Genomic DNA, 15,443 nt, shown 5'->3' with positions numbered 1-15,443 from the left:
CCTGCCTTTTCAGGAGCGCGATCGCCCGGCCCCGCCTTGGCCCAGGCTTCATCCCCAGCACCTTCAGATGAGACGTCTTTTCCGGCCGATCTGCCTCCTGCCGACGTTCTAGTTTCAGAGGTGGGGCCAGACAATTCATCTGCCGATGACGATTCGGTTCTTGAGCTGGAGGATAACGATTCGGCTCCTGAGGTTGAGCTGGCTCCTGAAGTTGAGGATAGCGATTCAGCTCCTGAGGCAGAAGCTATCCCTGCCCAGCCCCCCACATCCACCACCACCGACATTTTTGAAGAGGTGTTTGGCCGTCCCCGCGACCAGGCTCCCCAACAGGTAACTGTGCCAATTATTCTCAACGACCAGCCCGCAGGCCAAGGGCTGGTGCTAGTACCTGGGGGAAGCCAGGTCGATGTACAGGTAGCCACCGACAGTTTTTTGTCGGCGGTAGCCCAGGTGCTGCGACCCGACATTGCCGCCCAGTTGGCGGCAGCCAGCCAGGCCGATGGCACCCTGGCGTTGCAAAGCATTCGTGAGGTGGGCATTGCCATTAATTTCGACAGCAGTCAGCTCGAATTGCAGGTAGGCATTCCGCCTGCCCTGCGGCAGACTGCTGTTGTTAACGCGGGTTCGGGTGGTGCTCCCCCCGAGCTGGCCCAGGCGCTGCCTCCTAGCGCGGTGAGCGGCTATCTCAACCTGCGGGGGAGCCAGGCCGTCGTGTGGTCGGGCACCGAAGGTAGCACCGGTCGGCAACCGCTCGCGCTTAACTTTGATGGGGCGATTAACGTCCACGGCTGGGTGTTTGAGAGCAGCCTGGGCTTTACCGAAGGGGGTGCGGGTTGGCGGCGTGGCTCCACTCGTTTGGTCCATGACGACACAGCGACAGCCATTCGCTACCAAATTGGCGATGTGGTGACCCCAGTGCGGGGCTACCAGGCCAGTTTGCCTACGCTGGGAGTGGCGGTGGTGCGCAATTTTTCTCTTCAGCCTTACCAAATTACTCGGCCCATTAGCCGCTTTGAGTTTTTTCTAGAACGCCTGTCTACGGTAGAGGTATTTATTAACGGCCAGTCGGTGCAGACCCTACGCCTCGACCCTGGCCCCCAGGATGTGCGCAACCTGCCTCTGCAGGGCGGCATCAATGGTGTGCAGCTAGTGATTACCGATGACCTGGGCCGAGTACAGCAGCTCGATTTTGCGACGGGGGTATCTGGCGATTTGCTGGCCCCAGGAGTGCAGCAGTTTGCCTATAGTCTGGGCTTTCCGGCGAGCGGGGGCAGCCTGAGCAGCGCCCGGGGCTATGACTTCAGCCAGCCGACGCTTTCGCTTTCGCATCGCATGGGGCTGAGCGATAACCTGACCCTGGGGGGGTACCTCCAGGGCGATTTGAGCACTCAAATGGTGGGCATTGAGGGCACCTGGGCCACTACCGTGGGTAACTTCGGCTGGGATGCGGCCCTGAGCCTAGATCAAGCCTATGGTCTAGATGGGGCGGCGCGCCTATACTACGACTGGTTCTTCCAGGGGGCGACCAGCGCCGACAATCGCAGTCTGCGGTTAGCCACAGAGTATCGAGGGGCCAATTTTATGACCGTGGCCGACGGGCTACCCAACAACAATACTGGGCTAGATGTGTCGCTCACCTACAGCCAAACCTTTTTTGAAAATATGCGCACTACCTTGAGTGGGCGTTACCAAGTTACCCGCAACCAGCCCAGCGACGCCTACAGTATTGCACTGGGCATTTCTAGGCCTATCGCCCGTGGACTGAGCCTGAATGCTAGTGCTAGCTATGGCATCAATGCCCAGGGCCAGGCGCAACCTAGGATGTATGTAGGTCTTTCGGCATCGCTGCCTCAGCAGCGGCAGTTTATCAACACCGCTACCACGTTAGACAATAACGGCCTGGCCAACCGGGTCAACTGGGCCTACAGTTCGCCGGTGCCGGTGGGAGGAATCAGCACTGCGCTAACGGCCACTACGCGAAACCAGGCGCTCACCCTGCTGAGCCAAACCCGCTACCAGGGCTATCGCGCCGATCTAACCCTTGACCACACAATTGATATGCCTCGCAACGGCTCTGGTGCGATCGCCAATACAACCCGCGTCACCTGGGGTACCGCCCTGGTATTTGCTGATGGGGTATTTGGCTGGTCACGACCCATCGATAACAGCTTTGCGATCGTGGCCCGCCAGGGCACGGCCCAGGGCAGTCTGGTGCAGGTCAACCCCAGCAGCTTTGGCGACATTGCCCGCGCCGATGCCCTGGGGCCAGGGGTAGTTCCTCTGTCACCCTACACTCTAACGACGCTGGCGGTGGATGCGCCGGATCTACCTTTGGGCAGCGATCTGGGTGACTCTAGCTATCAGCTGTTCCCCACCTACCGCAGCGGCACGTTGATTCGGGTGGGGTCTGAGGCGACAGTATTGCTGCGCGGGGTGCTAGTGGATGAGCAGGGCAACCCGCTTGCCCTACAGCACGGGCGCATCGTGTCGCTGTCTGATCCTGACTGGCCAGCGGTAGAGCTAATTACTAATCGCACAGGGCGTTTTGCCGCCCAGGGCCTCAATCCAGGCCGCTACGAGATTCGCTTGTTTGGTCGCGAAGCGCCAGTCAGCACCTTTGAGATTCCTGCCGATACCACTGGGGTTTATACCTTGGGCAACGCCGCTGAAGAAACGCTACCGGAAGCGGTTGTGCCGGAGGAGGGGTTGTGATGCAATCGCATCACAACCCCTCCTTTTCGTCGTCTGAGCAGCATTCCTCTAGCCATAAAAATTCCTGGGTTTTCTAAAAACCCAGGAATTTGTCCCATAGAAGAGACCTGAAACTAGCTAAGCTACCGACACCCAGCCTTTTACCAGGGACAGAGGAATGCTGATGTATGGGTTTTGGGTAAATACCCGAATCAGCTCACCGCTGCCCGCCTCCAATGCCTTGAGCAGCCGGGCTTTAAACTCAGGGTTAACCCGAGCTTTTTTCTGCAGGGCGTTGCTCACCACCTGGGGCCGCTGGTGGGCGGGCACCTGGGCTGCCTGCTCGGCCAGCTGTTGCAGCAATTCTTCTACCTGAGTGACCAGTTCAAAGTCAGAGACTGTATCCATCGCGTGCTGGTTATACTGCACCGATTTTTGCTGGCCGCCTGCCTCAACGGTGTCGGCAAAGCTGCCGATGTTAGCCCCGCGCATGTCGTACTTAGATATACCGGTCATAATACTATTCTCCATTACAGAAACAGATTGAACGTAAACGTTTTGCCGGGTCATGGCCTTGAGCAGCTCCAGCAGCTCGTCATTTTGTCGCTGCACCGTGGCCATCTGCTCCTCTTTGACTTGCAGCTGCTGGCGATAGAAATCGCCCCGACCCAGGGTACTAAATAATTGCTGCATACTAGGCTTTTCCACCGCAGGCGGTGGGAGTGCCTTAAGGCTAGGTACCCCCACCCGCACCATCAGGTCGCCATTACCCTGGCGCTCTACCGATTGGAGGTAGATGTCTGGACCAGTGGTCAAACCTGCCGAGGGCCAGGCAATCCGGTAATGCTGGGGACCAGCGTTGTCGCAGGCTTCTACAAAGCTCTGGTAAAACTGGTGCAGAGCCGACCGAAAGTAAGCGGTGTAGGTGTTGGCGACCTCGTCACTATCGCCCTGGACGCAAGACAACACGTAAACGTGGTCGCAGGTTACCTGTTCTAGGGTGGCCAGCACCCCAACATCGACATCGCTGACCATAATGCCAGTCAGCTCAGCCCCGGTCATCCGAGCGTTGGTGAGCTTGGCATTGGTGAGCTTGGCCCCTTTAAGGTTTGCCCCAGTGAGATCGGCCCCAGATAGGTTGGCCCCAGCCAAATTGGTCATGCTGAGGTTGGCGCGGTGCAGGTTGGCCCCGCGTAGATCAGCGTGATTGAGGTTGGCACTCAGTAGCTCGGCCTCGGCTAGATTGGCCCCGGCTAGGTTGACGCTACCCAAATTAGCGCTGCTGAGATTGGCAGCCCGCATATCGGCATGGCTGAGGTCGGCCCCCCACAGGTCGGCTGAGTATAGGTCGACCTTGTGCAGATTGGCTCCGCTGAGGTTGGCGGCGCTGAGGGCGGCGGCGCAGAGATAGGCTTTGCTTAAGTCGGGTTTTATGGTTGGGTTATCATTGCGCCAGCGGTTCCAGGTTTCGATGTTTTGTTTTAGATGCACAAGGTAGGTTGGGCTGCCCATGAGACGCACCTCCCCTAAGTAATAGGCCCTGATGATGAGAGAGACACTTCAGCGCAGAAAAGATGCAAGGGGCTGAAGTCGATGAATTCCTAGCCAAAGGGCTAATTGAGTAATGAGGCTCCAGCGCAGAAAAGATGCAGGGGCTGAAGCCTATAGACACTAGCCGAGGGGCTAGTCTGGCATTGCCACTCGCACAATGGTCTGCTGCCCAGGAATGCTCTCAATGAGAACTTCACCCCGGTGCAGCTCGACTAGTCGTTTGGCAATGGTGAGACCCAGGCCAGTGCCGGTGGCTTCTGACTCGGGTTCAAACTGGAGGTAGGCCCCTACGTGGGCGATCTGGTCGGGGGTCATGCCCTGACCGTAGTCAATGACGTAGAAGGTGACCTTGCCGTCGCCGCAAGACCCAAATACCTTGATTGGGGTTCCCACGGCAGAAAACTTAAAGGCGTTGTCGAGCAGCTCTTCGCAGACCTTGCGCAGCTGTGCTTCAGACATGGGCACTTCCAAGTGCTCTAGGGAGATCTCTAGGTCTTCGTCGCGCAGGTAGTCGGCGGCCATGGTCTGGGCAATCTCGGTGATCACCTCATCGGCGCGATCGGTGTGCTGGCGCTGGAGAGCCTGGGCGGAAATTTGCTCGGGACTGAGCCGTTCGAGCTTGGCAAACAGCATTACGTTTTGGGTGAGGCGGGCGGTGCGCTGGGCATTGCGGTAAATGGCCTTGGCCAGGGTGACGACCGCTTCGGGTTCAAGGGTTTCGGCCTCGTCGATCAAGGTGGCGGAAAGCTTGAGCACTTCGCGCATGGGGGCACCCAGCTCGCGGGGTAGGGCGGTGCTAATGCTGGTGCGCAGGGCGCTGAGCTGCTGCTGGGTCTGGTGATCCACAGCGTTCTGGGCACCCAGGCGGGTGTGAATCATGCGCAGCAGATCGTCGTGGGTAAAGGGTTTGGTGAGATAGTCGTCTGCCCCCAGATCCATACCGCTGCGAAAGTCAACCCGTTCAGCCTTGGCGGTGAGAAACACAAAGGGCAGGGTGGCCAAGCCGGGATCTTGTCTGATCTGCTGCAACACGCCAAAGCCGTCGAGCACGGGCATCATGAGGTCGCAGATCACCATGTCGGGCTTGAACTCGTGAATTTGGCGCAGGCCCTCTTCGCCGTTGGCGGCGCTGTCCACAATAAAGTCTTCGGCGTTGAGAATGTCAACGATGCTGTCGCGTACCCCAGCTTCGTCTTCGATCACCAGAATCTTAGCCATGATGGTCACTCCACAGTACAAGGGGTAAAACAACGATAAAGGTGGTGCCTAGGCCCACTTCACTGACAAACGAGAGCTGCCCCTGATGGGCTTCGGCAGCTCGCTTGGCGATCACCAAGCCCAGGCCAGTGCCGGAGATATTCCCCACGTTGTTGGCCCGGTGAAAGGCTCCGAAGATCTGGGCCTGGTCGGCGGGGGGAATGCCAATGCCGCGATCGCTTACCTGAAATACGCTTTCGCCGTTATCACAGGTCACCGCAAAGGTGACCGGGGTGTGCTCGGGAGAATATTTCACCGCGTTGGAGAGCAGGTTGAGCAAGATATGTCGCAGCAGCTTTTCGTCGGCCAGCACCTGAGAGCGCTCTCCAGTAGCCGTGAACTCAATAGGGCTAGCGGTGCTGACCTGGGCAAACTGCACCTCCTCAACCAGGTCGTGGCAAAACTGGTGCAGGTCGATGGGAGCCAGGGTGCAGGACAACTTGCCTGCTTCGGCCTTGCCTACGGTGAGCACATCGTTGAGCAGACCAATCACGTGGTGCACCGAGGTCTGAATGCGCTTCAGCACGGTCTGCTGCTTCTCCGGGGTGAACTTGTGGGCGTAGCGCTCCAGGGTTTCGGCGGAGGCCAAAATAGTGGTCAACGGGGTGCGAAACTCGTGGGAGGCCATAGAGATAAAGCGGGTTTTGAGATCGCTCAGCTCTTTCTCTCGGGTCAGGGCTTTGCGAATATCGACCTCAATTTGCTTGCGCTCGGTGATATCGCGGGTGATGCCCCGGTAGCCCTCAAACTCGCCCTCAGGGTTAAAAATGGGTGAGCCGCTGATTTCCAAGATGACGGCCTCGCCGCTGGGGCGCAGGCAGGTGGCCTCCAGCTGGGTGAAGGGCTGGCGCTGGCCGACCAGCAGCGCCAAAATGGTGCTAAAGCGCACCGCCTCGTCATCGGCCATGAAGTCAGTAAACTGGTGGTTGAGAATCGCTTCAGCCGGGCAGGCGAGAATTTCGCTGGCGCGGGGATTGATGTAGCTAAAGCTAAACTCGCGGTCGATTTCCCAGACCCAGTCGTTGGTCTGCTCGACCAGGCTGCGAAATTTGAGTTCGCTGCCCTGGAGGGCGGCTTTGGCCTGCTCGCGATCGCTGATATCTAGCCCCACAATCACCGCTGCGCTGCCCTGGTTATACTTTTGGGCCACCAGCAGCCAGTGGCTAGCCACCCCGTGCATCGAAAACTGTATTTCTTGGCGGGCGATGCTGTCACTGCTGGCCAAAAAGGCTTCGGCAAAACCGCAAAAAGGTGACTCTTCGCCCAAAAAGCCCAGCTGCTGGCCAATGAAATCGGCGGGCAGGAGGCTGAAGGAGGCTGCCAGACGGTGGTTGCAGCCCAGGTACAGACCATCGGCGCTGACCCACGACACCATGGCGGGTACCGCATTGAGCACCGCCTGGAGCTGCTGATTTGTGGTGGCCAAAGTTGCTTCGGTTTCGCGGCGCTGGTCAATTTCTCTGTGCAGTTTCTGGGCCACCTGGTGCAAAGACGCCGTACGAGCTTCAACTCGCTGCTCTAGGTCATCGTTGAGCTGTTGCAGGTGAATTTCGTACTGCTTGCGGGCTTCGAGATCCTCCTGGAGCTTGCGGTACAGCTCTGACTGGCGCACGGCAATGGCCACCGATCGCGCCATCTGCTCCACTAAGCGAATTTCCCAGTCGCGCCAGCGGCGAGCGTCGCCGCATTGGTTGATTATCAGCAGCCCCCAGAGCTGGTGGTCGCAGACAATGGGCACCACCAGGTTGGCTCTGATTTGCAGCGCTGCCAACATATCGATGTGGCAGGGGCTGAGGCCCGCCCGCTGAATGTCTTCCACCGCCTGAATGCGACCGTAGCGGTAGGCCTCAGCCCAGTGCTGTTCAAAGCAGCGGTCTTCAATGGTGTGACCCACTAACGAATTCCAGGGGGGTACCACGGCCTCGACGGCTACGGTGCCGCTGGCGGCGGTGTCAAACCGATAGATTAGAGCGCGATCGGCCTGGAGCAGCTGCCGTACCTCCCATACCGTAGTGGCGAGAATGTCTTGTACATCGAGGGATTCGTGAATGCGCTGGGTGAGGGTGGTGAGCAGGCGATCGCACTTGGCCTGTTCTTCAAGCTGCTCGGTACGCCCCTGCACCAAGCGCTCTAGCTCGGAGCTATGGGTTTTCCAGATCTCAACCTTCTCGTTGTCAGACTGCTTAAAGGCCTGCCACAGATGGCTAAAGGAGGCTTGCAGCTCGCGTAGGTCGAGGCTGTAGAGCAGATCTGACTGACTGATCACCCCCAGGGGCTGCTGCTCGGGGGTGACCACCATCAGGCAGGGCAGGCGGTGCTGGCTCATCTCCTGGTAGGCCAACCAGAGAGAATCATCGGGTTTGAGGCAAAGTTGCGGATCTCGCATAATGGCCCGCACCGGCAGCTGGGCCAGGTCGAGCTGCCGCGCCTGAAAGCGCAGCACATCCTGCCGCAGTATCAGACCCAGCAGCACCCCGGTTGCCGTGGGGTCAACCACGGCAATACAGCTCACCTGGTACTCCGCCAGCAGTGCTGCGGTGTCCAGGGCCGAGTCGGTGGGGTGAACCGTCACCAGGTTAGTGGTCATCCGTGACTGCACCCGCTGTAGCTTGAGCACGTGGGGGGGCAGCAGCGTTTGCTGTAGCGAACTGGTGGTGATCAGCCGCACCGGTCGCTGGCCGGTGTCGACCAAGGGCACATGGTGAATCTGCCGCTGCCGCATCAGATCTAAAACATCGAGAGCACTGATCGTTTCGTTGACCAGTAGCGTCGTTAGCGAATGGGTCATGCGCTCGTGAATGGGAGTATCGATAGCCACGCCGTTGGCTACCATGCGAATGGCGTCGCGATCGGTGACGAGCCCCACCAGCCGATCTCCCTGCACCACCAGCACGCAGCTATGCCCCTGAATCGAGTCGTCGCCCAGGTAGCTAATCACCTCTCGCAGGGTGGCGGTTTGAGGTACCATCGCCGGGGTTGTCCCCAGCGACCAGAGGGCCTCGGGTTTGTGATTTTGGGCAAAATCTGCGGTTTGAAGATTTGGCATAGCGTTGACCGACACAAAAGAGGAAAAATTGAGCCAGGGCACTACGGCTGTGTCCCAAAGCCTTAAACGCAAACTTAAATGCACAACTTGGGAGGCTCTTGCCTTTCCCCGTCTCTAACCTAAGGGCAACCTATCGGATGTCGTATCAGGAGATACCTGAGATCCCCTCCGAAATCTCCTGAGACCTCCAGGCTCTTGAGCTGAGGTGCCCCTTTGTGCTTTGAAACCACCCTTATCCCCAAGCGTGGCACTAGAGTGAAGCCTGCTCTATTAATACCCAATTGTGTAAAGACACGATCTACATATGAATCTGTATTAACGACGGGTCAGGTGAAGGGTAAATCTGGCGGTTGAATCGCTTGACTGCGCGTTCAAACATACCAATAGTCCACCGTTTGAATAGGTCTGGATGGGTTAACCCAAACGGCAAAACCACGGTTTTCGCCTGCCGATCGCGAGCCCCAAGTTGCCCTCTAGCCCAAGCTGTCGCCTCAGCAGAAGGCCAGTTTAAGATCTGGCTCATCGGGTGAGGAAGTGGATTTTCCTTGGCTGAAGGTAACCCCATCAAGGTTCTGGAGTTCCCTATGACAACCGCCTCTCGCGAGCACCATGTCGAATGTCTGAGCTTCTTGTGGCAGCTCATTGCCCAGCACCAGGGCGATACCACGGCGGTATACCAATGGCTGTTAGCTCACCCCAGCAAAGCTCAACCCCATGCCCTGGCAGCGTCACTGCCAGGGGCAGCCTCGCGCTGGCTAATGGCCCACGCCGACCCCACCACTCGCCCGGTGGCCCTACGGGTGATGGCTACCTTTGCCAATGCTATGCAGCAGTGCGCCCTGGGCGACCGGGCAGCGCAGATTGAGCTGGCGATCGCCACCTACAATTGGGTACTAACGGAGCTGACGACCAGTTCCGTTGACTGGGCTACCACTCTCAACAACCTGGCCACTGCCTACCGCCACCGCCAAATAGGCGACCCCGCCGACAACCTAGAGCAGGCCATTAAGCTCTACAAGCAGGCGCTGGCGGTGCACTCGCCCCTGACTTGGCCAGTCACCATGACCGGGCTAGCGGCGGCCTATCGCGATCGCATCCACGGCGACCCAGCGGAGAATATAGACAGTGCGATCGCCACCTATGAGCAAGTTCTGGTGGCCATTCCCCAACACCGACGGCCAGTGGTCTGGGCGATGGTGGCCAACCATCTGGCGTCGGCCTATGCTGATCGTCTGTGGGGCGATCGGCTAGACAATATTGATGCTGCTATAAGCACCTACCGACAGGGCTTTGTTAAGCTTTGCTGAATGAGAGCACGAATCTAAGCTAGGACCGGGTAAGCACCTAATCTCAGTTAGGGATAAGGAAAGGATTGACTCGATAAGCTGATATCAACCAAACAATTCAGCAGTTCTTTTTTGTGGATAGTCTAAATCGATAGTCCGGGCACTTTTCCGAGCAAACGCTGCAACCCTTGATTCCTCCTTGACTAAGCCACTGAGAGAGAGGTCTGAAACCCGCATTCCACCCTCGGCTGCCAAAAACTGTCCGGAGTGTTGTTATTGCACCTGCACTCTATGCGGTGGGTAGCTTTTCTCCAACTCAACCCCCAAAAACTGTCCGGAGTGTTGTCATGGTGTATTCCTTGTCTGGTGCTTTGCTTCATTCAGCAGGATACGCCCTTCCTTCTTTTCCCTCCATACACCAGAAATCACCATAACTCAGCTAACACTTCAGGTCTTTAACGAAGCCAATTGACGCAGTGCCTTTAGGTCTTTCTGGGTACGACTGACTGGTCCTTTAACGATTGCGGTTGATCACTAATGTTCTGTAACCGCCTTACACAACTCCTCTGGGTTATTGTGAGTCTGAATAAATTGCTGAAATTGCTTGGCCGCCAGCGGTTTACTCAGTAAGTAACCTTGAACACTACTACAGCCCAGAGCTCGCAATATCTCCAACTGTTCTACCTTTTCGACCCCTTCAGCAACCGTTTCCAGATTTAGGCCATGGCCTAGAGCGATCACCGCTTGCACAACAGCAATCTCCCTCGATTCAGGGGACAAGTCTTGAATAAACTCGCGGGCAATTTTGAGGGAATGGAGCGGAAATTGTTTCAAGGCCGCTAGGGACGAGTGCCCTGTGCCAAAGTCATCCATGGAGATGTAGATCCCCATATCTTTCAGTTCTTGCAAAGTAGAAATCGCGGCAGGGATATCTTGCATCACCACTCTTTCCGTAATTTCAATCTCGAGCTGGCTGGAATCAAGCCGATGCTCTAGCAAGATTTGAGCAATCTTTTTGGGCAAGTTTTTTTGCTGAATTGTTTGAGCAGAAAGATTAACAGCGATTCGCAGCAGTGGGTTTCCGCGGTTTTGCCATGAGCGAATCTGAGCACAGGCGGCACGAATTACCCACTCATCGATCGCGCTGATTTGCCCCGTCACTTCGGCTGTTGCTATAAACTCTCCCGGCATCAGCAACCCTTTGTGAGGATGCTGCCAACGAATTAAAGCCTCAGCGGCAGTCACCCGACCTGTTTGCAGGTCCAGCTGGGGCTGATAGTGCAGCACAAACTCATTTTGATCCACAGCCTTATGAAGATCATTGGTCAAAATCAGTTGATCTAGGGCCTTCCCTATCGTGACAGAGGAGTGGAGTTTATAGTTATTGCGCCCCTGATGCTTGGCATCATACATGGCTGCATCCGCATTTTTCAGCAGGGTTTCAACATCTTGACCGTGGCTAGGGGTGAGCGCAATGCCAATGCTCATCGTAATTCGAAAGGCTTGGTGATTGAACACAAATGGCTCACGTAGGCTATTAAGAACCCGTTGAGCCACTTTTGCAACATCTTCGGTGGACTGAATATTTTGGAGCATCAGGGTAAATTCATCCCCACCCCAACGCGCCACAATATCGCCCTCTTTTAAACAGCCTGAAATTCGCCGTGCCACCTGCTGCAATAGCTGATCACCCACGGCATGGCCCAGGGTGTCATTAATCGCCTTGAAGTGGTCGAGGTCCACAAAGCAAACCGCTAGCATCCTACTATCTAGTCTGTTGTTGAGGGGTTTGAGTTGTTCTAAAGCCTTGACCAATTTTTCTTCAAACGTTACTACTCAGGCTTAAAAAAGTCTCTGCTTTTTGAGTATAGTCCTGGGTATCAGGTATGTTGAGTCCAACCGAGTAGCGTGAGTCCAGTCGTGAGTCAGCCAAAGCGTTCGATACAGCTGAGTGACGCCGAGATCCGGGCCATCTACGCGGAGGGGGAAGAGGCTGTCGTGAGTGTGGTGAGCGAGTTATTGGAGCGGCTGAACCGCTTGGAATCTGAGGTCAAGGACTTGCAAGGTCGGTTACGCAAAGATAGCCGTAACAGCAGCAAACCACCCTCTGGAGACGGGTTCGGCAAACGCCTCCGGAGCTTACGGCGCAGCAGTGAACGGCCCTCGGGGGGCCAAACAGGACACCCCGGTCAGACCCTGGAATGGCGAAGCGACCCCGATGCAGTGGAGCGGCACTCGGTAGCGGTCTGTTCAACGTGCGGGATCTCCTTGGCGACCGTGCCGGTTGAGGATGTTCTGGCTCGTCAAGTCTTGGACATTCCCCCCATAGACCTGGTCGTCACCGAGCATCATGTCGAGGTAAAAGGGTGCCCCCACTGTGGGCAAGTGAACCAGGGGAGTTTTCCGCCCGAGGTCAACACGGTGGTGCAGTACGGTTCCCGCCTTAAAGGAATCATGGTGTACCTGATGGAGGGCCAGCTGTTGCCCTCGAATCGGGTCTGTGAGGTACTCCGGGATCTCGTCGGGGTGAGGGTTTCAGAGGGCACCCTCTATACGACTCGAGAGCAGTGTTTTGAGCACCTAGCCCCGATTGAGGCCGAGATTCAGCAGGCGATTCAGCAGGCGGCGGTGGTACACTTCGATGAAACGGGCCTGCGCGTCAATCAGTGTCTGTGGTGGTTGCATGTGGCGTCTACCAACGGATTGACGTACTACTTTGTGCATCCCAAACGGGGTCAGGTAGCGATGGATGAGATGGGAATCTTGCCCGCGTTTAGCGGCACGGCGGTGCATGATGGCTGGAAAAGCTACCAGCGGTATGACTGTGAGCATAGTCTGTGCAACGCGCATCACTTACGAGAGTTGCAGTATATCCTCGAGCACTACGCCCAGCCGTGGGCCTTTCAGATGAGTCTGTTGCTAGTCACGATTCACCACCACGTTGAGGCGGCTAAAGCTCAGGGACAACGGACATTATCCCAGCAGGATCTGGCGGCCTTTGAGGCTCGTTATCAGGCCATCTTGGCGCAAGGATTAGCCGACAATCCGCTCCCGTCGCCGGGCCCGGCGAGTGCCAAAAAGCGAAAACGGGGACGACCCAGACGCTCTCCCCCACGCAACCTGCTGGAGCGTCTACAGGCTCATTCAGCATCGGTGCTCGGCTTTATGTATGATTTCACCCTCCCCTTTGATAACAATCAAGCCGAACGAGATCTGCGCATGATGAAACTTAAGCAGAAAATCTCGGGTGGCTTCCGATCTGAGGATGGGGCGAGACGCTTCTGTCGCATTCGAGGCTATCTGGCAACCCTACGCAAGCAGGGACTCAATGTCTTGGATGCTCTCCTGAACTTGTTCTCCGCTAATCCTCAATCACCCCTGCCACAGCCTGAGTAGTTACCTTCAAACAGCAGTCGGTTGGGTAATCCAGTGAGTCGGTCATGACAAGCTTGATGGCGAATCGTTGCCTCAATCCGCCGCTGCATCACGGTGATGTATAAATGGGTGGCCAGGGTTTGCGACAGTTTGATGTCTTCTGCGTTCCAACCTGAGGCAAAGGGCGTATCCGCTAAGTCTTGAGAGGATAGATTGGCATCGGCAGTAGTCTGTTGACGGTTTGGCAATCCACCGGTCGCCAACAGACTCACACCCAGTTCGCGACGAAACAGACTGACCCACCCAATGGCTTGTTGCTGATATTGCAGGGGCACAATCAGTACAGAATGAATGGCGACCGCTTCGAAAGCCGCTCCTAACGTCCGCAAGTGTGGATCTTGCCTAAAATCCTGCAGGGTGTAGAGATGGTAAGTTGGGGCTTCTCCACTACTCTTTGTCCGATGGCTGCCAGCATTAGCGCTCTGGGCCAAACGACGCCAAAGATATCGTTCAACCTCTAGGGTTAAGGCGGGTTGCACTCCTGAACGGTAAAGCTGGTCACTCTGCTCTTCGGTATCGGCGGAGATATAGAGCTGTCCACCAATGCACCCAAAGGCGGCAACGGTAGCATCAATGACTTGCGGCATCACTCGGATAGCGTCTCCAGGAGTATGCAACATGCGGGTGAGGCGATTGATGGTAGCTTCTGCCTGGGCTTGCTGAGACGCTTGTTTTAACAGGGTTGCTTGAGCGATCGCAATGCCGACATGGGCCGAAAGTTCTTTGAGAAAGTCCAGGTCCCAAGCTTGCCATTCCCGGTAGCGATGGCACTGGTGAGCAATTAACAGCCCCCAAAGCTCTTGATTGTGTAGAATTGGGACCACTAGCTTGGACTTCACACCAAGCTGATGGAGGGTTTCGACCAAACAGGCTGTGATATTGTCTTGCCTAATATCAGCAATGGCTCGGACTCGGCCCTGTTGGTAAAGGCGGTGGCTTTCAACCGGAAACATATCCTCTGGTAGCAGTTGATCCATTAACAGAAGACATCCCGGAGCAACGGCTTCATTCGTCACTGAACCGGTACCGTTAGGATTGATGCGATAGGTCAGTACCCGATCAGCCTGCAACAGTTGCCTGACCTCAGCTACCGTCGTATTCAAAATCTGATTGAGGTCTAACGACTCACGAATGCGGTGCGCTACCGCTGTAATTAAACGCTCCCGCTCAAATTGCTGCCGCAACACAGTCTCAGCCTGTTGGCGTTTCTCTAGCTCAGCTTGGGACTGCTGATACAGCTCTGACTGATGAATCGCGATCGCTGTTTGGGTGGTGAGTTGCTTGAGCAAATCAATCTCATCCGCTTGCCATACCCTCGCGCCAGAACATTGTTGCACCACCAACAAGCCCCAGAGCTTAACTGCATCGACAATGGGCACGACTAGATTGGCCCGCACTTGAAAACTGGCTAGCAAGTCACGATGGCAGGGGGTCAAATCGGCGGTCTCAATATCTGAGATCGCCTGCACCCGCCCTTGTGCATATAGCTGTAAGTAATGTTGGGCAAAATGGTCATCGTAAATCTGAGTGCCCGTGATTGTGCGCCACTGAGCATCCACCGATTCCACCACGACATAGCCACTGTGGTCAGCGTTAAGTTGGTATATCAGGACTCGGTCAGAGCCTAGTAGATGGCGCACTTCAGCGACGGTGGTCTGCAAAATCGCGGTCAGATCTAGCGAACCTTGACCATGAATGCGCTCAGCCATTTGCCTAACCAGGCGTTCCTGAGCGGATTGTCGCCGCAGTTTCGCCTCTAGCTGCTTTTGAGCCGTAATATCGTGACAGATGGCGACGTACTGATAGGGCGTGTTATCACCATCAGAAAAGGGGACAATAGTAGTATTAGCCCAATACAAGCTACCGTCTTGAGCACGTTTTTGGATCTCTCCTCGCCATACCTGCCCACGATTGAGGGTTTGCCAAATGGATTGTAAATCAGCCGGAGAATGTTCGTCTTCCTCCAGCAAACGATGATTGCTGCCAATGAGTTCTACCGCTGAATATTGAGAGATTTCACAGAACTTATCATTGGCATAGGTGATTAATCCTAGTTCCAACTTATTTTGTGTCGGCTTTCCTGGGCAACGGCCTTCTGCCATTTAACGAAGAGGCAATCAGCAGGTTGCGCACCCAGTTGTCGTGATAGCGGAAACCGTTGAGTTGTTCAAAGGGGC

The 15,443-nt window shown here is 56.1% G+C and carries 8 protein-coding genes; 3 read left to right on the top strand and 5 right to left on the bottom strand.

The window, feature by feature from the left end; genetic code table 11:
- On the top strand, positions 1–2,712 hold a 2,712-nt coding region (locus tag IQ273_RS20470; protein WP_194025014.1), incomplete at its 5' end, for a fimbria/pilus outer membrane usher protein.
- Positions 2,713–2,829: 117 nt separating this feature from the next.
- Here the strand turns inward: IQ273_RS20470 and IQ273_RS20465 are convergent.
- From IQ273_RS20465 to IQ273_RS20455, 3 genes are all read right to left on the bottom strand, one after another.
- Positions 2,830–4,203 (bottom strand): pentapeptide repeat-containing protein, encoded by a 1,374-nt coding sequence (locus IQ273_RS20465; protein ID WP_194025013.1) that lies wholly within the window; start codon positions 4,201–4,203, stop codon positions 2,830–2,832.
- Positions 4,204–4,374: 171 nt separating this feature from the next.
- Complete coding sequence (locus tag IQ273_RS20460) at positions 4,375–5,460, bottom strand: response regulator (RefSeq protein ID WP_194025012.1); 1,086 nt, start codon at positions 5,458–5,460, stop codon at positions 4,375–4,377.
- A complete protein-coding gene (locus IQ273_RS20455) occupies positions 5,453–8,545 on the bottom strand; it encodes a CBS domain-containing protein (protein ID WP_194025011.1) in 3,093 nt (1,030 codons plus the stop codon). The genes IQ273_RS20460 and IQ273_RS20455 overlap by 8 nt, the downstream gene beginning before the upstream one ends.
- A gap of 584 nt (positions 8,546–9,129) precedes the next feature.
- Between IQ273_RS20455 and IQ273_RS20450 the strand changes: the two genes are divergently transcribed.
- Entirely contained in the window at positions 9,130–9,852 is a 723-nt protein-coding gene (locus IQ273_RS20450; RefSeq protein ID WP_194025010.1) for a tetratricopeptide repeat protein, read from the top strand.
- A gap of 513 nt (positions 9,853–10,365) precedes the next feature.
- Here the strand turns inward: IQ273_RS20450 and IQ273_RS20445 are convergent.
- On the bottom strand, positions 10,366–11,646 hold the full coding sequence (locus tag IQ273_RS20445) for a bifunctional diguanylate cyclase/phosphodiesterase (protein WP_228053468.1): 1,281 nt from the start codon (positions 11,644–11,646) through the stop codon (positions 10,366–10,368).
- A 126-nt stretch (positions 11,647–11,772) separates the two neighbouring features.
- Between IQ273_RS20445 and tnpC the strand changes: the two genes are divergently transcribed.
- Complete coding sequence (gene tnpC, locus IQ273_RS20440) at positions 11,773–13,227, top strand: IS66 family transposase (protein ID WP_194025015.1); 1,455 nt, start codon at positions 11,773–11,775, stop codon at positions 13,225–13,227.
- Here the strand turns inward: tnpC and IQ273_RS20435 are convergent.
- Positions 13,200–15,326 carry a GAF domain-containing protein gene (locus tag IQ273_RS20435; protein WP_194025008.1) on the bottom strand — a complete coding sequence of 709 codons (2,127 nt, stop codon included), beginning with the start codon at positions 15,324–15,326 and terminating at the stop codon, positions 13,200–13,202. The genes tnpC and IQ273_RS20435 overlap by 28 nt on opposite strands.
- Positions 15,327–15,443: the final 117 nt, after the last annotated feature.

It is taken from the genome of Nodosilinea sp. LEGE 07298 (genome assembly GCF_015207265.1).
In the GTDB taxonomy this organism is placed as follows: Bacteria; Cyanobacteriota; Cyanobacteriia; order Phormidesmidales; family Phormidesmidaceae; genus Nodosilinea.
Note: the sequence above shows the minus strand (reverse complement) of the source record. Positions and strands in the feature narration are given on the sequence as shown.

Bases quoted from the DNA above. Each gene is read 5' to 3' on its own strand.
- IQ273_RS20450 (WP_194025010.1), top strand. From the start codon at position 9,130: ATGACAACCGCCTCTCGCGAGCACCATGTCGAATGTCTGAGCTTCTTG.
- IQ273_RS20460 (WP_194025012.1), bottom strand. From the start codon at position 5,460: ATGGCTAAGATTCTGGTGATCGAAGACGAAGCTGGGGTACGCGACAGC.
- IQ273_RS20465 (WP_194025013.1), bottom strand. From the start codon at position 4,203: ATGGGCAGCCCAACCTACCTTGTGCATCTAAAACAAAACATCGAAACC.
- IQ273_RS20455 (WP_194025011.1), bottom strand. From the start codon at position 8,545: ATGCCAAATCTTCAAACCGCAGATTTTGCCCAAAATCACAAACCCGAG.